The sequence below is a fragment of the Cyanobium sp. Morenito 9A2 genome, assembly GCF_024345575.1.
GTDB lineage: Bacteria > Cyanobacteriota > Cyanobacteriia > PCC-6307 > Cyanobiaceae > ATX-6F1.
Genome location: NZ_JAGQBJ010000020.1, coordinates 1 through 18975 on the forward strand (window position 1 = coordinate 1; position 18975 = coordinate 18975).

An 18975-nucleotide genomic window follows, 5' to 3' on the forward strand; every position below is an offset into this window, starting at 1 on the left:
CTTTCCGGCGGCCTGCTCACCGTCGATCAGAGCCTGCTGCTCGATGCGCAGGGCGGCAATGTGCTGCTGCAGGCCGCCGGGATCCAGGCGCCCGGGGCGCAGGTGGCGATCACCGGGGCGGCGGTGGCTCTGCAATCCAGCACCGTGGATGTGAGCGGCCCCAGTGGCGGCGGCACGGTGCGCCTGGGCGGAGGCCTGCGGGGGCTCGACCCCACGATCACCAATGCCCAACGCACAAGCGTGGATGGGGCCAGCAAGGTCCACGCCGATGCGACCGCCCGCGGATCGGGCGGCACCGTGGTGGTCTACGGCACCGACAGTCTCAGGGTGGAGGGCGCCCTCTCAGCCCGTGGAGGTCCCCAGGGCGGGGACGGCGGCCTGGTGGAAACCTCCGGCCGCAATGGGCTGGAGGTGAGCCAGGCACCGGACGCGTTCGCCCCGAAAGGCAACGCCGGCACCTGGCTGATCGATCCCAACAACGTCACGATTCAGGCAACGGGGTCCGACAGCAACGTCACCACCCCGCCAGCCGTGATCACCACCGGCGACAACGCGGTGCTCACCACCACCACCTTGGAGACCGCGCTCAATGCCGGCACCAACGTGAGTGTGGTGACCAGCGCCGGCGGCACCGAAGCGGGCGACATCACCGTGGCCTCCCCGATCAGCAAGTCGGCGGGGGGTAACGCCACGCTCACGCTCACGGCCCACAACAACATTCACCTCAAGGCGTCCATCAGCAGCAGCGCCGGTCAGCTGAACCTCTCGCTCAACCCCGACAGCGATGCCAGCGGTGGCGGTGCCACCAACCTGGCTGCGGGGGCCACCCTGTCCCTCAACGGCGGTACGGCGGCCTTCAGTGGCAGCACCACCCTGGCGGGCACGATCAGTGGCAGCACGATCTCGGGATCGACGCTCACCTCAGACCGCGCCACTCTGAACAACGTCACCCTGGGCTCGAGCCTGTTGACGACAGGCGAGCTTTATTTATCGGGAAGGATTTCCCTTGTTGACGCCATAACGTTGAACTCGAATGATTCCAGTACTTGGTATGCAGCACCTGGCACGTTATTGACCAGCACAGGAAATGCGGTGATCAGCCGCAACGGTGGTGACCTTGTGGCAGGTTTTGGTGGTGAGGGGACGCTTGGAATCGATACCGGCATAACGCTGCAGACCTATGGCGTGTTGACGGAGAGTTCAAGGGCGACAGTGAATAACTTCGGGCGGATCGTCTTGGATCAATCAGGCAAAGCATTCACGGTTGAATCGACTGCACTGAACAACATCGGCACACTTGAACTGAATGCGGGCACCATCACGATTGGCTCGTCAACATTTTCCAGCACGGGACTGCTGCTGGTGAACGGAGGAGAGCTGAACATCAACAGCGGCAATTGGAGCAACAGCGGGGACGTGGTTTTGAGCGGTGGCACAGTGAATCTGGGGGGCAGGTTCGCCGCATCGCAGGTGGCTGGTGGCTTCATTCGTAGCGGCGGGACGGTGAATCTAACCGGTATCTTGGACCTTGAACTATTCCCACTCCCCCTGGACATTGGCAGCAATGGTCCATTCGGCACTGGAGGTTTGGGGACGTTGAGCGGCCGAATCAACGGCGGGACTGTGCTGAACAGCGATGCGGCCCCCCAGCTCCGCTCGAACTTTGGCAGATTGGACCGAGTCACGCTGGGCTCAAATCTGTCGATTACGGGGCCGCTTGAGCTGTCGGGAACGATCAACCTGGCCGATGGGATCACATTGAAATCAGATCCCAGCGCGTGGTATGCCGCACCCGGAACGCAATGGACGACGAGTGGGCACGCCGTGATCAACCGCATCGGCGGTGATATTTTCGCGGGTGTTGGTGGGGATGGAATCTTTGGGATTGGCAACGGTGTCGTGCTGGAGGGCTATGGAGGTTTGTCCCCCTATTCGGTGTCAACCTCAACGTCGACCGTGACGCTGAACAATGGTGGCCACATCATCTCGACGACGGCGGGTCAAACGTTCACGCTCAGCCCAACGACACTGAACAACACGGGCACGATTGCCTCCACCCTGGGCAATCTCAGCCTCACCCCCACCAATCTCACCAATCTCGGCACGATCAGCCTCAGAGGCGACCTCTCGCTGGGCAGTGCCTCGATCTTCAGCAACACGGGCTCTCTGGCGGTGGACGGCGCCACCACCGTGGGCGCCGGCGCCAGCTTGAGCCTCAACGGAGGCACCTTCACGACCGCATCGCTGATCAACCAGGGGCTGGTGAGCGGCAGCGGCCCCCTCGTTCTGAGCGGTATCTACACGGAGAACGGCGGCAGCCTGGGCAGCGACTTCTCCAGCTTCTCGATCACCCAGACCAGCGGCGACCTCAACCTCAGGGGGGTCGGCGCCATGGGCCCGCTGACCCTCAGCAGCCTGGCTGGTGGCCTCAACCTCAGTGGCGCGGTGCGTTCGGCGGGTGGCCCGATCAGCCTCAGTGCCTCTGGCGCCACAGGGCTTGCCGCCGGCTCCTCACTCACCAGCCCCGGCGGCCTGATCTCCGTCAGCAGCGGCGGACCCTTGAGCCTCAATGGCGCTCGCGTCGCGGCAAGTGGCGGCAGTGTCGGCGGAACCGTGCAGCTCGATGGCACCAGCATCAGCCTTGCCAGCACAAGCTTGAACACATCAGGTGCCAACGACGGCGGCTCCATTCAGGTCGGACTGAAGGTCCTTCCCAGCAACGTCACCATCACCAACTCCAGCCTGATTGCCGATCCGCCGGCCCTCGGCGGCTCGATCACCATCGACGGCCGCACCATCGCCATCACTGGCTCCACCCTCAACGTCTTCGGACTCAGTGGCGGTTCGATCCAGCTGGGTTCCGCCAATACCACCAGCCTCAGCCTCGATGCCACCACCTCACTGGTCGGCGGCGGTGGCGCCTCGTTCAGCCTGTTCGCCAGCTCGATCCTCAACAATGCCAGCATCTTTGGTGGCCGGCTGTTTCTGAACGGCGTGGCTGTTGGGCCCACAACGGTGGTTGTCCCCACCTCTGAACTTCCCTTGCTCGTCGCGTTCCAGCAGACCATCAATCCGATTCAACTCAACCTGCTGGAGCCCACTGACGACTACGCCGACCCCGGTTCCCCCCTGGTGACCCAGTGGGAGACGCTTGGCGTCGACCCGCTCACGATCACGCTCACGGAGTCCTCGTTTCTCTATGCCGATACCTCCTCGAATCAGGAGGTGGCGATCACGCCGATCTGGGATTGGGTCCGTTTGGATCTTTTCGCTGACCTGTCCCAGAGCTCGCTCTATGGCATCACGATCACCATTGATCGCGCACTCGATCGTCTCGGCTCCTCTTTCCTGCAGGAATCCCTGGCCTATGAAGCCTTGGTCCGTGCTGTTCTGGTCGCCGGTGCCCCCGGTTCATCCCCAACCAGCTCCGATCCAGCAACCAACCTGCAGCAGCCCAACAGCGCGACCGTCAGGTTGAGCCTCGAACTGACCTTCTATCCTTCGAGCTCCTTCAGCGGTGGCTGGCCCGAGGGGGCTCCCTTCCATTGGACGACCACCGATCTTGCCTGGAGTCTCCCTGGCCTGGTCGATGCGTTGTCACCGCGCGCGCTCTATAGCGTCACCTTCACGAAGGAACGCGCATCAGATCGTCTGGAGTCCTCCATTGAGCAGGAGGCATTGGCCTACAAGATTGTGCTCAGCGAGGCAGGCGTTCCTGCGCCAGCACGAGCTGCTGCTCGGATCGATCCACCGGCCCGTGGGCCCGGCCTCGATGAAACAGGCTTTTACCTGCGGCTGGAGCAGCAGCTCTACCCCTCCCAGGCCTTCGCGGGTCGTGGGCCCGAAGGGTCACCGCTGAACCTGTCTCTCAGTGGATCGGGCCTCTTTGATCAGGCTGTGCAGCAGCTCTCCCCCCAACAGGTACAGGAGCAATTCTCCACGTCGGAGCAGCGGGCAATGGAGGAAACCGCCAGCAAACTCGGGCTCGATCCCGCCGATGGCCGAACCGCGCCGACCCCCTCCCAGTTGCAGCAAAGTCTGCGGGACGTGATCCAGGCGGTCCGCCATCGGATTCGTGGAGGCAACCCATGACCCGGCACCCTGGCCCGATTCAGCTCACCAGCCTGATGGCTTGGCTGATCCTGGCGCTCGGGGGTGCCCTGGTTCCGCCGGCGGCCGTGGCGGCACCGTCTGCCGCCGATGTCCCGTTCGTTGCCCCTGCATCCGACGGCGCTTCACGCTTCAATCCGGCCAGCTACAACCCCGCGATTCTGCGCATCGGCTTCAGCGTGGCGAAGGGCAAGACCGCCCATCCCGAGGCCGATGCCTTCCTCGATCTCACCTTGATTCCCCCTGACGGGGAGGTGCAGGGTGCCCGCAGGGAGGTCTCGCTCAAGGCCTTCAACGCGTTGTTGCGCAAGCTCTACGGTCAACTCGCGAGTCAATCGCCACTCGATGTCAGCGATCCCAGGGCTCCCGCCCGGGAGCTGCACACCATCCTCCTTCAACCGATTGCCGAGCTGCTGCAAAAGCACAGGATCACCACCGTGTTGATCTCCGCCGATGCCGGTCTGCAGGCGGTGCCCTTCGCCGCCCTCCACGATGGTCAGAGCTTCCTGGGTGAGCGCTATGCCTTCGGCATGACGCCGGCCCTGGGGCTCACCAAACTGGCGGTCCTGCCCGAAAAGGCCAATGCGCAGCTGTTGGCTGCCGGTGCCTCAGTGTTCGAGGGCCTCAATCCCCTGCCCCTGGTGCCCCAGGAGCTTGTTCGGGTGAGCAAGGGGCGCGCTTCGGAGATCTTCCTGAACCAGCGCTTCACCCCCGAGGTGTTGCTGCAGAAGGCCGGGGATCCGCTCTTCGACCGGGTTCACGTGGCCACCCACGCCGAGTTCCTGCCCGGCGGCCCGGCGGCGGCCCGCCTCTATTCCGGCACCGGTCCGATGTCCCTGCCCCAGTTGTCCCAGCTCAGGCAACGCCGCGGCGAGGCCCAGCTGGATGTGTTCAGCCTCAGCGCTTGCCGCACCGCCCTTGGAGATGCCGACAGCGAACTGGGCTTTGCGGGGCTGGCCCTCCAGGCGGGATCCCGCAGTGCCATTGGAAGCCTCTGGTACGTCGACGATGTGGCCACATCGGCGCTGTTCGTGCAGTTCTACCGCTACCTGGATCGGGGGCTTCCCAAAGCTGAAGCCCTGCAGTACACCCGTCGGGCGATGGCCTCCGGCCGCCTGCGCCTGGTGGGCGACCAGGTAATCGGCGCCGGGGGCGATGTGCTGCTCTCCGGTCTCACCACAGCCCAGCAGCGGCGGATCTCCGCCGGGCTGCAGCACCCCTATTTCTGGGCTGGAATCCAGTTGCTGGGAACGCCTTGGTGATCGGATCGCCGAATCTGTCGGGAACGTCACTCTGCCCCTGCAAAAAACCCTCCGCGAAGGGCGGAGGGTGTTGTTCAGATCACCTGAGGATGGTCTGGAAAGTTGGTGGCGGGGAGGAGATTTGAACTCCTGACCTTCGGGTTATGAGCCCGACGAGCTACCAGACTGCTCTACCCCGCGGCGCCTCAGTGATCGTATCCCTCAGGGGTACCCTTCGGCAATCAACTGACCCAACGGCATGGCCCGCTACTTCCAGTACGTGCGGTTCCCCCTGCTGTGTTGCCTGATCGGCCTGGTGGCCGTGCTGGTCTCCCGCGGCCTCACGGCCGCCTGGCTCACCCTGGTGCTGCTGGCCCTGGAGATCAGCCTTTCCTTCGACAACGCCGTGGTCAACGCCCGGGTGCTGGAGCAGCTCACCCCGGGCCAGCAACGCTTCTTTCTCACCTGGGGGCTGGTGATCCCGGTGTTCGGCGTGCGCTTCCTGGGTCCGCTGCTGCTGGTGGCGTTGGCCGGTGGCGTGGGCCTGGGGGAAGCCTTCGATGCCGCCATGCACCATCCCGACCACTACCGCGAGTTGCTGGAGCTGGCGGAGCCACGGATCCTGGCCTTTGGTGGGATGTTCCTGCTGATGGTCTTCCTGCGCTATTTCTTCGATGAGGCCAAGACCCTGCACTGGGTCCAGCGGCTGGAGGCCAGGCTGGCCCAGGCGGGGCGGATCGAATCCCTGGAGGTGGCCCTGGCCCTGGCGGTGCTGCTGGCCGTGGCCCTGGCCCTCCCAAGCGAGCTGCGCGGCGATGTGCTGATCAGCGGCCTGGTGGGCCTCGTGCTTCAGATCCTCAGCACCTCCCTGGCCCAGTTCTTCGGCGGCGACGAGGCGGCCATGGGCCGGCTGGCCGCCCATGGCGGTGTGGTCAGCCTGATCTACCTGGAGCTGCTGGATGCCTCCTTCAGCCTCGATGGCACGATCGGCGCCTTCGCGATCACCAACCAGCTCCCCCTGATCCTCACCGGCCTGGGCCTCGGCGCCCTGTTCATCCGCTCGCTCACGGTGCTGCTCACGCGCGAGCGCGCCCTGGACCGGCTGATCTACCTCGAGCACGGCGCCCACTACGCCATCGGCGCCCTGGGCTTCCTGATGCTGGCGGGGGTGGTGATCGCCCCCTGGGGCCTGCATGTGCCCGAATGGCTCAGCGGCCTGATCGGGGTGGTGCTGCTGGCGCTCTCACTCTGGGATTCCCTGCGTCAGGCCAGGCGCCCACGCCTCAGCTGAGTCCGCCTTCTTCGACCTCGCGGCTGCATCACCGGGAGGGGCGGCGTCCCAACGCAACGCCCTCATCTCCTCCAGGCGAACGCTCTGATTGGGCACTCAATCAAGCTTCTCCCCCGGCGCTTCCTTTTCGTTCCACCTGGCCTTGGCCATGGCCCAGGCGCCCCAGGTGGAAGCAACCCTTGCCGGCCGTAGCCCTGGCGGGGCAACGCTGGCGCGACCTGGGCCCGTTGCCGTTGCAGCCTGCGCGCTCTGCAACCGTCGAGGACGGTGACGATCGGCTGGGAAGGCGCTGGCTGCCCCTTCTCCAACCTCCTGGCTGCTGCTGCAGGACGGGCGCCATCATCGCTTGAGCCAGGACCGAGCGGCCACCGCAGATCACTGAGTAGCCGGCCGTTGCGGCGTTACACCCCCAGGAGTCGAAGGCGCATTCACCCTGCGCCGAGGCCTTCGCTGTGATGGTCCGCCGACCTGGCGACGTGACGGGTGATCCTCAGTCCGGGAGCGGAGCCGCCGTTGCGGTCCATGGGGGCCGCTTCCGAAGGAGGGGCTCGGCCGGTTCTTCAGCCACCACCACGATCGAGACCCTCGCGGGCTGTTGGTCTGGACGCTGGGTACCCCGTTGGTGCAGCGATTGCCCCAGGCCCGTCGGCCACGGCAGCCTCGGCGGCATCCGCCGGATCGAGCCTGGGCACGCCCATCGCGGCGCGCAGATCATCGAGGGGTGCGTCCACGTGTTGCCAGAAGTCCCAGTCGGGATTGAACGTGTCCCCGCTGGTGGCATCCCCCCGTTTCCAGGCGATCCAGAATTTGCGCACATCGAGGGCACCTGTGGCGCTGCCGGCGGGCACCGCAAGCGGCAAGCCCAGGTGCCAGCTCACGATCACGGGCAAGATGTGGCCGGCCAGAGCCTCGCTTCTGTGCATCCCTGCGGTGAAGGTGCTCACCAACAATTCCCCCTGCACGGAGGTGTCGTAGCCCGAGAGGATGTGGGCGCTGTCGTGGGGTGTGGTGAAGGATTCAGCTGGAGACTCCTCCAGGCCCGCGAAGCCGTAGCCGTTGGCGCGGTAGAAATCGTGGAAGGCTCGCCCGAACGAACCGACCGGCCTGGTGCCCAGGGCCCCATAGCGCTGCACAAGCCCTGGGTCCGGCGATCCCCGGTAGGGAAACATCCAGCCGCCGTAGCTCGAAATGTCTTCAACCCAGGTGCCAGTGATGCTGGCCCGGTTGCGGCGCAGCATGTCGGCGCGGGCCGCTGCGAGCTGTCCCCCCACCAGCGCCTGCAAGTCGCGAACGGCGGGCTCGTCGATGCCAAGGGACTGGGCATACGCCGCCACCCGCTCGGCGGCTTCAGGAGCCACCTTGCCATCGGCGGTGGCCATCACCACCAGCGGCACGATCGCTTCGCGGCCCTTTGATCCCAGGGACTCCGCCAGTTGCTCCGGTGAAACCTTGCCGAGGGAATCGGGATCGAGCGGCTCCTTCAGGGCGAAAACGAGTGCCGACGATGAGATCAGGGCGGCTTTATCCACGTCCGTGAGGGTTCTGCCACCCGCACGGGCCACTTCGGCCATCGCAGCGAGGATCTGTCTGGCCTGGCCCTCGCTGCCGTCGAAGATCAAGCGCGTCACCCTCTACCAATCAGGCATCTTGCCTTGGGATCCAGTTTAGTTGGTGGTCGCGAACCTCCCAGCGTCCCAAAAGATCCCGCCGGGAGGTGAACGGCCCCCAACCCAAGCCCCGGGGGGCCTGGCACGTGCCGGGCCACAGGGGGGCTCTGACGGGAACAACCCACCTCAAGCGGGACAACACGCCGACTTGGCCTGGATCAGAGGGTGGCGGTAAGCCTTGAATCGTCCAGGCTGAGCGGTTGGAATCACCTGGGCTGCCGTGACACTCACCCCCGCATCGGTCAGTCCAGCCGTGGCCGGGCAAGCGTCGAGAATGCTCGCTCGGCCTGCTTGCGCCTTGCCCCAGGGTCTGAATCTCCTCGAGGTTCTGCCGCTGACAGTGTCCCTCGTCAAGTCCTCACGCCGCGCCTGGCACCCAAGCCCTCTGAGGCGAACGCCCCTGACTCCACGCTGGCTAGCGGCTGGTGGCAGCGTCGAAACGAAGTTCACCTACCACCTCCAGGCGCACGACCTCGCTGGGCTCCAGGAAGCTCTGTTCCAGCTCTTCCAGGGTGAGGGGTGTGAGCCAGTCGAGCTGGCGAAGGAGATGCAAAGCCACGGCGTGCTTGGCGCGGCTGGCCCCATCGATCACCTTGATCGCCACTCCCATCCCCTCGCCGGTGCGGCTGAGGCATTGGATGCCCTCGGCCCCCCCCTTGCTCATCACCTGGCCGTGGCCACGGCGCATCAGCTCGGTGTCGAAGCGGCCCTCACCGGCCACCAGATCGGGGTGGGCAAGCATCGCCCGGCTCAGGCGCTCCAGGTCGGCCTGCTCGGAGGCCCCCAGATGGGCATAAAGGAGCGCCATCTGGGCCAGCTGCAATTGCAGGGTGGGGGCGCCACAGTCGTCGCGGGCGGTGACCAGCTCAGCGCCCGGCATGCCCAGCAACTCGCCCACGCGCTTGAGCACCTGCTGCTGCAACGGGTGCTCCAGCTGCAGGTAACTTTCCAGGGGCCAATGCATCCGCCGGCAGGCGGCCAGGAAAGCCGCATGCTTGCCCGAGCAGTTGTGCTCCAAGGGACTGGTGCCACCGGGGGGCACCGGGCACTGCAACCGCTCGGTCTCCAGATCGGCGCTCCACAGCAACTTGAAAGCCTCGCGGGCCTGGGCGGGGCTGCCGGCATGGGAGGCGCAGGCGATGGCCAGGCCACGGTCATCGATGCCGACCCCATCCGCGGCGCCGCTGCCCACAAACACCTGGGCCTGGAACGGCTTGAGGGCCGAGCGCACGAAGCTCAGCTGCTGGGGATCGCCGGCGCGCATCAGAACCCGGCCCCGATGGTCGCAGACCACCGCGTGGGCCAAGTGCACCGATTCGAGGATGCCGCCCCGGAGCACACGAACCTCCAAAGGGGGGACCCCAGGGCGGTGGGGCGTTCCGAAGCTGGAGGACAGGGTCATCGGGGTCGCGAGGGGGACAGCACCGGATCGAGCCGGAAGCCTCTTAGAAAGCCTGGCAGAGAGCGGTGCCGAACAGCAGCAGGGTGGCCATCAGGGCCAGGGAGCGCTCCAGCCGTCGCATCACTGGGCCCACCTGGTGACGGGCCACCAGCAGATCCCTCTGCCGCCAGGCCAGGGGCTTGTCCCACTCCTGACCGTCGTACCAGCCGGACTCCTCGTAGGCGATCCGCTCGTTGAGAAGCCTGAGGAGAAGGTGCCGCCAGCCCAGCCACTGGCGCACCAGCAGGGCCAGGGGCAGGAGTAGGGCGCCGATGACGGCGATGGCCGTCAAACGCAGGGGATCCTGGCGCAGGGCCCAGCTGCCACTGCTCACCAGCAGGCTCAGGGGCAGGGCCGCCCACCAGCTCACCAGCAGGGGGCGCAGGAGGGCGTGGGCACTGGAGGCGGGCCAACGAAAAAACCAGGAGCGACAGAATTGGCCGTACTCCTCGAGTGGTCGCTGCTCCGGTGGCACCGGGCAGAACTCATCGGTGAGGGTGTCTTCAGCCACAGGGCAGTGCTCAGCCCGGAAGGGAACGTTCTGAGCTCACGAAGGGCACTTGCTCCCCATGGCCCCAGAAGGCCTCCAGGTCGTAGTAGCTGCGCTCCGACGGTGTGAGCACGTGCACGATCAGCTCGCCGTAATCCAGCAGCAGCCAACGGCCCTCGCTCTGGCCCTCCTTGCGCAGGGGGAGCCGTCCGGTGTCACTTTCGAGGCGCACTTCCACCGAGCGGGCGATGGCACGCACCTGCACATCGGAAAGCCCGCTGGCGATCACGAACCAGTCGGCCAGCGAGGAGACCTCCTCCACCCGAATCAGCAGGATGTCGACCGCCTTGCGGTCATCGCAGGCTTCGGCCGCGAGCTGGGCCAGGTCCCGGCTATCCATAGACGTTCTCACTGGTCACCGACTGGCGGCTGCCCTGCTGCTGGGCCATTTCGGCGCGGGCCTTACCAGCGCTCTTGCGCAGGGCCTCAAGCCGATCTTCGTAGAAGGCTCTCTTCTTCTTCTTGCGGCTCTGCTCCACCAATTCCTTGAGGGCGCCCCCCAGGCTCTTGTAGGCGTTCGGCAAGGTGTAATCGAAGCGGGTGGCCAGATCGATCGCCCGCTCATCGGCCTCGATCGCATCGGCGAGGCGCTTTTCGGAGTTGTTCTTGAGGTAAAGGCGGTAACCGGCAAAACCCGAGAGTCCCACCGCCAGCACCAGCAGCAGGCCGTCCTGCACCCAGAGCTCACCGATGGCCCCGCCTAAACCAATGGCCAGGGCAGCCATCTCCCAGCCATCCCTGGGCACGGCATCGTTCTGGATCCGCCCCACCTCGTGCCAGAAGAGCAGATTGCGATGGTCGAGCGCCAGCTGATCCCACTTCTCCAGATCCACCTGAATCTCCACCTCATCACGGCCGATCTCTTCGATCGTGATCAGCGGTGGGTCGGAGGCGGCGGCAGCTTCCACGAACACCCAGCTCTGCATCTCAGGAGGCAGCAGCCCCTTCAGGCGCTGGAGTTCACTCATGGAAAGCTGGATAGAACGATCGTTGGACCAGATTAGCGACCACCAGGACCGCACAGGGCTTGTGGCGGCCGGCGGCGGTGGCGGTTGCCGTCACAACTGGCGGCGGCAAGGCCTGCAGTTGCCCATGAGAGGCTAGGCAGGTTTGGCTGCCCCCCTTTCCCCATGCCCCGCCGGACGGATCTGCGTCGCATCCTGCTGCTGGGGTCCGGGCCCATCGTGATCGGCCAGGCCTGCGAGTTCGACTATTCCGGCACCCAGGCCTGCAAGGCCCTGCGCTCCGAGGGTTTTGAAGTGGTGCTGGTGAACAGCAATCCAGCCTCGATCATGACTGATCCGGACATGGCGGATCGCACCTACATCGAGCCCCTGACCCCCGAGGTGGTGCGGCGGGTGATCGAGATCGAGCGCCCCGACGCCCTGCTGCCCACCATGGGCGGCCAGACCGCCCTCAACCTGGCGGTGGCCCTGGCCGAGAACGGCACCCTGGCGACCTACGGGGTGGAGCTGATCGGCGCCAACCTCGAGGCGATTCAGAAGGCGGAAGATCGGCGCCTGTTCAAGCAGGCGATGGAGCGCATCGGCGTGGCCGTGTGCCCGTCGGGGATCGCCAGCACCCTGGAGGAAGCCGAGCGCGTCGGCGAGGAGGAGATCGGCAGCTATCCGCGCATCATTCGCCCCGCCTTCACCCTCGGCGGCTCCGGAGGCGGCATCGCCTACAACCCCGAGGAGTTCCGGGCCTTCTGCAAGAGCGGCCTGGAGGCGAGCCCCGTGTCGCAGATTCTGATCGAGCGCTCGCTGATCGGCTGGAAGGAGTTCGAGCTGGAGGTGATGCGCGATCTGGCTGACAACGTGGTGATCATCTGCAGCATCGAGAACCTCGACCCGATGGGGGTGCACACGGGCGACTCGATCACGGTCGCCCCCGCCCAGACCCTCACCGACCGGGAGTACCAGCGGCTGCGCGACCAGTCGATCGCGATCATCCGTGAAATTGGCGTCGAGACCGGTGGCAGCAACATCCAGTTCGCGATCAACCCCGCCAATGGCGATGTGGTGGTGATCGAGATGAATCCGCGCGTCAGCCGCAGCTCGGCGCTGGCCTCCAAGGCCACGGGCTTCCCGATCGCCAAGATCGCCGCCCGCCTGGCGGTGGGCTACACCCTCGATGAAATCCTCAACGACATCACGGGCAAAACGCCGGCCTGCTTCGAGCCCACGATCGACTACGTGGTCACCAAGATCCCGCGCTTCGCCTTCGAGAAGTTCCGTGGATCTCCGGCGGTGCTCACCACCTCGATGAAGTCGGTGGGCGAAGCGATGGCGATCGGGCGCAGTTTTGAGGAATCGTTCCAGAAGGCTGTGCGCTCCCTGGAAACGGGCCATGCCGGCTGGGGGTGTGACCGCCCCGAGGAGACCATCGAAAGGCCCGAACTGGAGCGTTTGCTGCGCACCCCGGCGCCGGATCGCATCTTCGCCGTGCGCGCCGCCATGGTCGCCGGCCGCAGCGACGCCGACATCCACCAGCTCAGCGCCATTGACCCCTGGTTTCTGGCCAAGCTGCGCCACATCGTTGAGGCCCAGGAGCGCCTGCTGAGCGGCCGCTCCCTGGAGCAGCTCAGCTCCGAGGCCCTGCTGGAGCTCAAGCAGCTGGGCTTCTCCGACCGCCAGATTGCCTGGGCCACCGGCTCAGACGAACTCAGTGTGCGCCGGGTGCGCCAGGGGTTGGGGGTGAACGCCGTGTTCAAGACGGTGGACACCTGCGCCGCCGAGTTCGCCTCCAGCACCCCGTACCACTACGCCACCTACGAGCGTCCCCTCCAGCGCCTGGGCGCCGATGGCGCCCTCACCCTGCTTCCCCCCGAAAATGAAGTGCAGCCGGAGTCACGCCGCAAGGTGATGATCCTGGGCGGTGGGCCCAACCGCATTGGCCAGGGGATCGAATTCGACTACTGCTGCGTGCATGCCTCCTTTGCCCTGCAAGACGAAGGATTCGCCACGGTGATGGTGAACAGCAACCCAGAAACGGTGTCAACCGACTATGACACCAGCGATCGGCTCTACTTCGAACCGCTCACCCTCGAAGACGTGATGAACGTGATCGAGGCCGAGAGGCCCGAAGGTGTGATTGTGCAGTTCGGCGGCCAGACGCCGCTCAAACTCGCCCTGCCGCTGCAACGCTGGCTGGCGAGCCCCGAGGGCCTGGCCACGGGCACACGCCTCTGGGGCACTTCGCCCGAATCGATCGACAGCGCCGAAGACCGTGAGCAGTTTGAGGCGATCCTGCGGCAGCTCGACATCCGCCAGCCCCGCCATGGCCTGGCCCGCAGCGAGCCCGAGGCCCGTGCCGCCGCCGATCGCGTCGGCTACCCCGTGGTGGTGCGCCCCAGCTACGTGCTCGGCGGACGCGCCATGGAGGTGGTGTTTGATCAAGAGGAACTCAACCGCTACATGGTCGAAGCGGTGCAGGTGGAACCCGACCATCCGGTGCTGATTGATCAGTATCTGGAGAACGCCATCGAGGTGGATGTGGATGCCCTGGCCGACCGCACCGGCCAGGTGGTGATCGGCGGCCTGATGGAGCACATCGAGCCCGCCGGCATCCACTCCGGGGATTCCGCCTGCGCCTTGCCCTCGGTGTCCCTTGATCCAGAAGCCCTGGCCACGATCCGCGGCTGGAGCCAGGACCTGGCCCTGGCTCTCAAGGTGTGCGGCCTGATCAACCTGCAATTCGCCGTGCGTGACGGCGCGGTGTTCATCATCGAGGCCAACCCGCGGGCCTCGCGCACGGTGCCGTTCGTCGCCAAGGCCACCGGCGTGCCCCTGGCCAAGATCGCCAGCCGGCTGATGGCCGGTCGCACCCTGGCGGAGCTGGGGCTCACGAGCGAACCGGTGCCCCCCCTGCAGAACGTCAAGGAGGCGGTGCTGCCGTTCAAGCGCTTCCCGGGATCCGATTCGCTGCTGGGCCCGGAGATGCGCTCCACCGGCGAAGTGATGGGCAGCGCCAGCAGCTTCGGCATGGCCTACGCCAAGGCCGAGCTGGCCGCCGGCGAGGCCCTGCCCACCGGCGGCATGGTGTTTCTCTCCACCCACGACCGCGACAAACTCGCCCTGGTGCCCGTGGCCCGGGGGCTGGCGGCCCTGGGTTTCTCCTTGATCGCCACCACCGGCACCGCCAGAGTGCTCCAGGGGGCTGGCCTGAAGGTCGAATCGATCCTCAAAGTGCACGAGGGGCGGCCGAACATCGAAGACGCCATTCGATCGGCCCGTATCCAGCTGATCATCAACACTCCGATCGGCCGCCAGGCCGCCCACGATGACCGCTACCTGCGCCGGGCCGCCCTCGACTACGCCGTGCCCACGGTCACGACCCTGGCCGGGGCGCGGGCGGCGGTGGAGGCGATCACCGCCCTGCAGGCCCACAGCCTCACGGTCCGCGCCCTGCAGGACATCCACGCGCCGGTGGCTCTTCTCTGAGCTCGGCTGATCTGCAGCTGTGCTGGGTAGGGTGAACGCCCCAGCGCAGCACGCTCTGTGACCAGTACGGCCGCCCCCCTGATCGATTCCCTCGCCCCTGGAAGCGACCTTCAGGCCGCCTTCCGCGCCGCCTACGAGAACCGCTACACCTGGGATCCAGGTTTCAGCGGTTATCGCGGCCGCTGGATCTGGGAGCAAGGCGAGCGCTGCGAGGAGGGCACGTTTGAGGTGAGCTCCGAGCTCAAGGCCAAGGTGGAGGGCAGCGATGATGAAGCCGTCACGAAGGCTGTGAGCTCCCAGCTCTGGGAGGTGGCCATCCACCGGGTGCGCCGCAGCTTCGAGCAGACCCACGGCGCCAACACCTTCACCGCCGGCGACACCGATGACGTGGGCGTGGAGGTGATCGTGGGCGGCAAGAACGCTGGCGACCGTTACCGCATCAAGAACGACGTGGTGACAATGGTGCACCGTCACATCCACGGCACGGTGGTGACGATCTTCACGGGCAGCACCACCGACACCGGCGCCGGCTACCTGAGCCACACCTACAGCAGCCGCTACAGCGACCCGGCCACAGGGGAGGCCAAAGGTGGCGCCAGCTCCTTCACAGACACCTTCGTGCCCCTGGGCGAGGGCGGCCCCTGGGTGCTGGCCGAACGGGTGGTGCAAACAGAAGACCCCGAAGCACAAGGTGGCACAAGCCGCCAACGCTTCCGCTTCGAGGACCTGGGGGCCCTGGGCGCCTGAACCTGCGCAACCCTTCGCCTCAGGGCAGGGGACTGACGTTCTTCAGCCGCTCGTTCAGTTGGCCGGCCAGGGACTGGCGCCCTACCACCAGTACCTTGAGGGTGTCTTCGTGCAGGCGGAGTTGGGCATCGGCCACCTGCAGGCCCCGTACCAGTTCCTTGAGCTCATCAGGGAGGCTGTTGAGGTCGTAGCGCTTGTCCTCGAAGGTCAGCACGGGGGGCTGCTGGAGGTCGTCAGTCATGCCTGAACGGGGGGGAGCCCGATCAGGTTAGGGGTCCTCCTTCGCTCCTGCCTCTGGTTCTGAGGGGGGGGGCAGTGCCTTGGGCAGGGCCCGCAAGGGCCGGCGGAAGAAGAACATCAGCAGCGCCCCAACGCGCTCAGAACCCACCATGTTCCAGCCCTCCTTGCCCAGCAGGTTAAGAAAGAACTGCAACTGCTCGGCTGGGTGCCTGGGCGGCGGGGGAGCGCCGTACTGCTCGGGGAACTCCCGAGCGATGAACTCCGGGCTCAGGGCACCCTGCAGCTTCTGACTGGCCACCTGGGGATTCGGAGCCTCCGGTGGCGCGTTGTTTTCCACGTTGATGTGGATCACCCGGTACTCCCAGAGCGGGAAGGGGTTGGCGGGATCGACGGATTCAGCCATGACCTGAGGCGCTGGGATTCAGAGACTGATGCGGATCAACTGGCGTTCGCAGAGGTCGCGGTATCGCCCCCCCTGCGCCATCAACCGATCATGGCTGCCCAGCTCAAGGATGCGCCCTTGATCGAGCACCAGGATCAGATCGGCCTCCTGCACGGTGGCGAGTCGGTGGGCGATCACCAGCACGGTGCGCCCAGCCATGGCCTGTTTGAGTCCCCGTTGAACGGCCTCCTCGGCTTCGGCATCCAGGGCGCTCGTGGCCTCATCCAGCAGCAGCACCGCAGGGTTGCCCAGCACCGCCCGGGCGATCGCCAGCCGCTGCAACTGGCCGCCGGAGAAATTGCTGCCGCGTTCTTCCACCCTTGCGCCATAGCTGCCGGGGAGGGCCTCGATGAAGCCATCGGCGTTGGCCAGCTGCGCCGCCTGGCGCACTTGCTGATCGCTGGCGGGACGCCCGAAGCGGATTGTTTCGGCCACCGTGCCGGAGAACACGCTGCTCTGCTGGGGTACCAGGGCCAACGACCTGCGCAGGTCGGCGGCGCGCAGGTCGTTGAGATTCAGGCCATCAAGCAGGATGCGGCCCTGGCTGGGCCGGTTGAAGCGCAGCAGCAGCGAGAAGAGCGTGCTTTTCCCCGCCCCGGAGGGCCCCACCAAGGCCACCACCTGACCAGGTTCGATCTCCAGACTCAGGTCGCCCAGCACCGGCTGGCCCTGGGCATAGCTGAAGCCCACTCCCACGAGGCTCAAGCCCCCCTGCACCGGTCCCAGGGGAAGGGCACCGGGACGGTCCGGCTCCTCCACGGCCTCGGCTTCGATCCCCCGCAGGCGCTTCAAGGAGGCCTGGCCCTGCTGGAACTCGTTGAAGTTGGTGGTGAGGTGAGAGATCGGATCGATCAACATCAGCAGGGCGGCGATGTAGCTGCTGAAGCCCTGGCTGTCGAGGCCGCCGGCCTGGATCCGGGCAGAGCCAATAAGTAGCACCGTCAGGATCCCGGCCGCCTCAAGGAATCCCACCACGGGAAACTGCAGGGCCAACAGCTTCTGGGTGCGGTAGCGGGCGCGGCGGTGCAGGTCGATTTCGCGCTCAAAGCGTTCCTGCAACCAGGCTTCAGCGGCGAAGGCCCGCACCAAAGCCAGGCCGCTGATCGCCTCCCCCAGCAGGGAGGCCAACTCGCTCACCTGTTTCTGGCTGCGCTCGGCCGCACCCATCACCCGCGCTCCGAACACGCTCACCAGCACAGCCACCACCGGCGCCAGCAGCAGCGTGGCCATCGACAGTTGCCAATCGAGAAAGACCATGTAGCCGAACACCACCACCAGCTGCAGGAAGCTGGGGGTGGTGTCCTGGATGGTCTTGTAGATGACCTCCCCCACCCGGTCGGCGTCTTCGGTGAGCCGGTAGGTGAGATCGCCCGACGAAAGTTTTTCCAGGGCGCCGAACTCCAGGCGCTGCAACCGGGCGAACAGCTCACGGCGCAGGTCCTGGCTCACCTGCAGGGCCGGGCCTGCCAGGAGGGTGTCCTGGCCGAACTGGGCCACTTTCTGAACCATGAACACCCCCAGGGCCTGGGCCACGACCCGAAGCACCCGGGGGAAGTCACCGGCGCCGATCGCCGGGATCAGCTGGCCGGCGAGCCAGGCCAGCAGCGGCCAGCAGCCCACGAACACGAGCATGCACAGGCCTCCGGCCACCAGGTTGCGGCGGTAGGGCTTCAGAAGCGGCAGAAGCCGACGGAAGCCAGCCGACGGTGGTGCGAGCATCGGGGCACCCTATCAGTGCAGTTTTGGCCCTCTCCTCGCCCCAGGGTCCAGGCCCAGAAGGAACTCCAGAGCGGGTTGCGGTCCGCTTCCGGCTCGATCAGTTCCTCAAATGGCAAGGACTGGTGGCCACCGGTGGCGAGGCCAAGCTCTGGGTCCAGCAGGGGGAAGTGAAGGTGAATGGTGAGGTGGAGGAGCGGCGCGGCCGCCAGCTGCGCCCAGGCGACCTGGTGGAGATCAGGGGCCAGGCTGTTGCGGTGCCTGGTCCCTGAGCGCCGGGTGCCGGAGATCCTGCCCCCCTGCGCTTTAGGTTTGGAGCAGGTTTGGAGACGGTGCTCCGATGGTGAAGGCGGTGATCGCGGGCAACTGGAAGATGCACATGACCTGCGCCGAAGCCAGGTCGTTCGCCCAGAGCTTCCTGCCCCTGGTGAGCAATCTGCCCGCCGACCGCACGGTGGTCCTGGCACCGCCCTTCACAGCCATCGCCACCCTGGCCGAGGCCCTGGCCGGCAGTGGCCTTGCGCTCGCCAGCCAGAACGTGCATTGGGAAGGCAACGGCGCCTATACCTCGGAGATCTCGGCGGCGATGCTGCTTGAGCACGGCGTGGCCTACACGATCGTGGGCCACAGCGAGCCGCGAAAGTACTACAGCGAATCCGACGAGCAGATCAACCGCCGGGCACGGGCGGCCCAGGACGCCGGCCTGATCCCGATCCTGTGCGTGGGCGAGAGCGACGACCAGCGGGAGGCCGCCGAGACCGAGCGGGTGATCCGCCGCCAGGTGGAGCAGGGGCTCGAAGGCCTCGACCCCAGCCGCCTGATCGTGGCCTACGAACCGATCTGGGCGATCGGCACCGGCAAGACCTGCGAAGCTTCCGAAGCCAACCGCATCTGCGGCCTGATTCGTGCCTGGGTCGGTTTCCCGGAGATCACCATCCAGTACGGCGGTTCGGTCAAAGCCGAGAACATTGATCAGCTGATGGCCCAATCCGACATCGATGGGGTGCTCGTGGGGGGCGCCTCGCTCGATCCCGTCGGCTTTGCCCGCATCGCCGGCTACCAGCTGGCTGTCGCGGCTTAAGGCGCCG

15 protein-coding genes and 1 tRNA gene are annotated in these 18975 nt (G+C 66.2%); 7 read left to right on the top strand and 9 right to left on the bottom strand.

What is annotated here, in order from left to right; translation table 11 throughout:
- Both KBY88_RS15540 and KBY88_RS15545 read left to right on the top strand, forming a co-directional pair.
- On the top strand, window positions 1-4092 hold a 4092-nt coding region (locus KBY88_RS15540), incomplete at its 5' end, for a beta strand repeat-containing protein (RefSeq protein WP_254940855.1).
- Complete coding sequence (locus tag KBY88_RS15545) at window positions 4089-5372, top strand: CHAT domain-containing protein (protein ID WP_254940856.1); 1284 nt, start codon at window positions 4089-4091, stop codon at window positions 5370-5372. The genes KBY88_RS15540 and KBY88_RS15545, both read left to right, overlap by 4 nt.
- A gap of 103 nt (window positions 5373-5475) precedes the next feature.
- Here KBY88_RS15545 and KBY88_RS15550 read toward each other — a convergent pair.
- Window positions 5476-5552, bottom strand: a tRNA-Met gene (locus KBY88_RS15550).
- A 58-nt stretch (window positions 5553-5610) separates the two neighbouring features.
- Here KBY88_RS15550 and KBY88_RS15555 point away from each other — a divergent pair.
- Window positions 5611-6642, top strand: a complete 1032-nt coding sequence (locus KBY88_RS15555; RefSeq protein ID WP_254940857.1) for a DUF475 domain-containing protein — start codon at window positions 5611-5613, stop codon at window positions 6640-6642.
- 560 nt (window positions 6643-7202) lie between these two features.
- Here KBY88_RS15555 and KBY88_RS15560 read toward each other — a convergent pair.
- The 5 genes from KBY88_RS15560 to KBY88_RS15580 all read right to left on the bottom strand — a co-directional run bounded on the left by KBY88_RS15560 (window position 7203) and on the right by KBY88_RS15580 (window position 11268).
- Window positions 7203-8270, bottom strand: a complete 1068-nt coding sequence (locus KBY88_RS15560) for a ubiquinone biosynthesis protein COQ4 (RefSeq protein ID WP_254940858.1) — start codon at window positions 8268-8270, stop codon at window positions 7203-7205.
- Window positions 8271-8724: 454 nt separating this feature from the next.
- On the bottom strand, window positions 8725-9711 hold the full coding sequence (locus KBY88_RS15565) for an asparaginase (RefSeq protein WP_254940859.1): 987 nt from the start codon (window positions 9709-9711) through the stop codon (window positions 8725-8727).
- Window positions 9712-9754: 43 nt separating this feature from the next.
- Window positions 9755-10261, bottom strand: coding sequence for a CGLD27 family protein (locus tag KBY88_RS15570; RefSeq protein WP_254940860.1), 507 nt, complete (start codon window positions 10259-10261; stop codon window positions 9755-9757).
- Window positions 10262-10271: 10 nt separating this feature from the next.
- Entirely contained in the window at window positions 10272-10640 is a 369-nt protein-coding gene (rsfS, locus tag KBY88_RS15575; protein WP_254940861.1) for a ribosome silencing factor, read from the bottom strand.
- The gene (locus KBY88_RS15580) at window positions 10633-11268 is read right to left on the bottom strand and encodes a DUF3318 domain-containing protein (RefSeq protein ID WP_254940862.1); all 636 of its coding nucleotides are present in this window, start codon (window positions 11266-11268) and stop codon (window positions 10633-10635) included. The genes rsfS and KBY88_RS15580 overlap by 8 nt, the downstream gene beginning before the upstream one ends.
- A gap of 162 nt (window positions 11269-11430) precedes the next feature.
- Here KBY88_RS15580 and carB point away from each other — a divergent pair, with 162 nt between their 5' ends.
- Both carB and KBY88_RS15590 read left to right on the top strand, forming a co-directional pair.
- The gene (gene carB / locus KBY88_RS15585) at window positions 11431-14742 is read left to right on the top strand and encodes a carbamoyl-phosphate synthase large subunit (RefSeq protein ID WP_254940863.1); all 3312 of its coding nucleotides are present in this window, start codon (window positions 11431-11433) and stop codon (window positions 14740-14742) included.
- 57 nt (window positions 14743-14799) lie between these two features.
- Window positions 14800-15489 carry a DUF3386 domain-containing protein gene (locus KBY88_RS15590; protein WP_254940864.1) on the top strand — a complete coding sequence of 230 codons (690 nt, stop codon included), beginning with the start codon at window positions 14800-14802 and terminating at the stop codon, window positions 15487-15489.
- Between the two features lie 19 nt (window positions 15490-15508).
- Here KBY88_RS15590 and KBY88_RS15595 read toward each other — a convergent pair whose 3' ends face one another.
- The 3 genes from KBY88_RS15595 to KBY88_RS15605 are packed head-to-tail and all read right to left on the bottom strand — an operon-like array spanning window position 15509 to window position 17890.
- Window positions 15509-15730 carry a DUF6447 family protein gene (locus KBY88_RS15595; RefSeq protein ID WP_254940865.1) on the bottom strand — a complete coding sequence of 74 codons (222 nt, stop codon included), beginning with the start codon at window positions 15728-15730 and terminating at the stop codon, window positions 15509-15511.
- A 27-nt stretch (window positions 15731-15757) separates the two neighbouring features.
- Window positions 15758-16132 (bottom strand): hypothetical protein, encoded by a 375-nt coding sequence (locus KBY88_RS15600; RefSeq protein ID WP_254940866.1) that lies wholly within the window; start codon window positions 16130-16132, stop codon window positions 15758-15760.
- A gap of 18 nt (window positions 16133-16150) precedes the next feature.
- Window positions 16151-17890 (bottom strand): ABC transporter ATP-binding protein, encoded by a 1740-nt coding sequence (locus KBY88_RS15605; protein ID WP_254940867.1) that lies wholly within the window; start codon window positions 17888-17890, stop codon window positions 16151-16153.
- 23 nt (window positions 17891-17913) lie between these two features.
- Here KBY88_RS15605 and KBY88_RS15610 point away from each other — a divergent pair, with 23 nt between their 5' ends.
- Both KBY88_RS15610 and tpiA read left to right on the top strand, forming a co-directional pair.
- On the top strand, window positions 17914-18159 hold the full coding sequence (locus KBY88_RS15610; RefSeq protein WP_254940868.1) for an RNA-binding S4 domain-containing protein: 246 nt from the start codon (window positions 17914-17916) through the stop codon (window positions 18157-18159).
- A gap of 68 nt (window positions 18160-18227) precedes the next feature.
- The gene (gene tpiA, locus KBY88_RS15615; RefSeq protein WP_254940869.1) at window positions 18228-18968 is read left to right on the top strand and encodes a triose-phosphate isomerase; all 741 of its coding nucleotides are present in this window, start codon (window positions 18228-18230) and stop codon (window positions 18966-18968) included.
- Window positions 18969-18975 lie beyond the last annotated feature (7 nt).

What these genes read in the sequence shown, in the direction of transcription:
- tpiA (WP_254940869.1), top strand. Translation starts at nt 18,228, where the DNA reads ATGGTGAAGGCGGTGATCGCGGGCAACTGGAAGATGCACATGACCTGC.
- KBY88_RS15605 (WP_254940867.1), bottom strand. Translation starts at nt 17,890, where the DNA reads ATGCTCGCACCACCGTCGGCTGGCTTCCGTCGGCTTCTGCCGCTTCTG.
- KBY88_RS15580 (WP_254940862.1), bottom strand. Translation starts at nt 11,268, where the DNA reads ATGAGTGAACTCCAGCGCCTGAAGGGGCTGCTGCCTCCTGAGATGCAG.
- KBY88_RS15595 (WP_254940865.1), bottom strand. Translation starts at nt 15,730, where the DNA reads ATGACTGACGACCTCCAGCAGCCCCCCGTGCTGACCTTCGAGGACAAG.
- KBY88_RS15555 (WP_254940857.1), top strand. Translation starts at nt 5,611, where the DNA reads ATGGCCCGCTACTTCCAGTACGTGCGGTTCCCCCTGCTGTGTTGCCTG.
- KBY88_RS15545 (WP_254940856.1), top strand. Translation starts at nt 4,089, where the DNA reads ATGACCCGGCACCCTGGCCCGATTCAGCTCACCAGCCTGATGGCTTGG.
- rsfS (WP_254940861.1), bottom strand. Translation starts at nt 10,640, where the DNA reads ATGGATAGCCGGGACCTGGCCCAGCTCGCGGCCGAAGCCTGCGATGAC.
- carB (WP_254940863.1), top strand. Translation starts at nt 11,431, where the DNA reads ATGCCCCGCCGGACGGATCTGCGTCGCATCCTGCTGCTGGGGTCCGGG.
- KBY88_RS15600 (WP_254940866.1), bottom strand. Translation starts at nt 16,132, where the DNA reads ATGGCTGAATCCGTCGATCCCGCCAACCCCTTCCCGCTCTGGGAGTAC.
- KBY88_RS15565 (WP_254940859.1), bottom strand. Translation starts at nt 9,711, where the DNA reads ATGACCCTGTCCTCCAGCTTCGGAACGCCCCACCGCCCTGGGGTCCCC.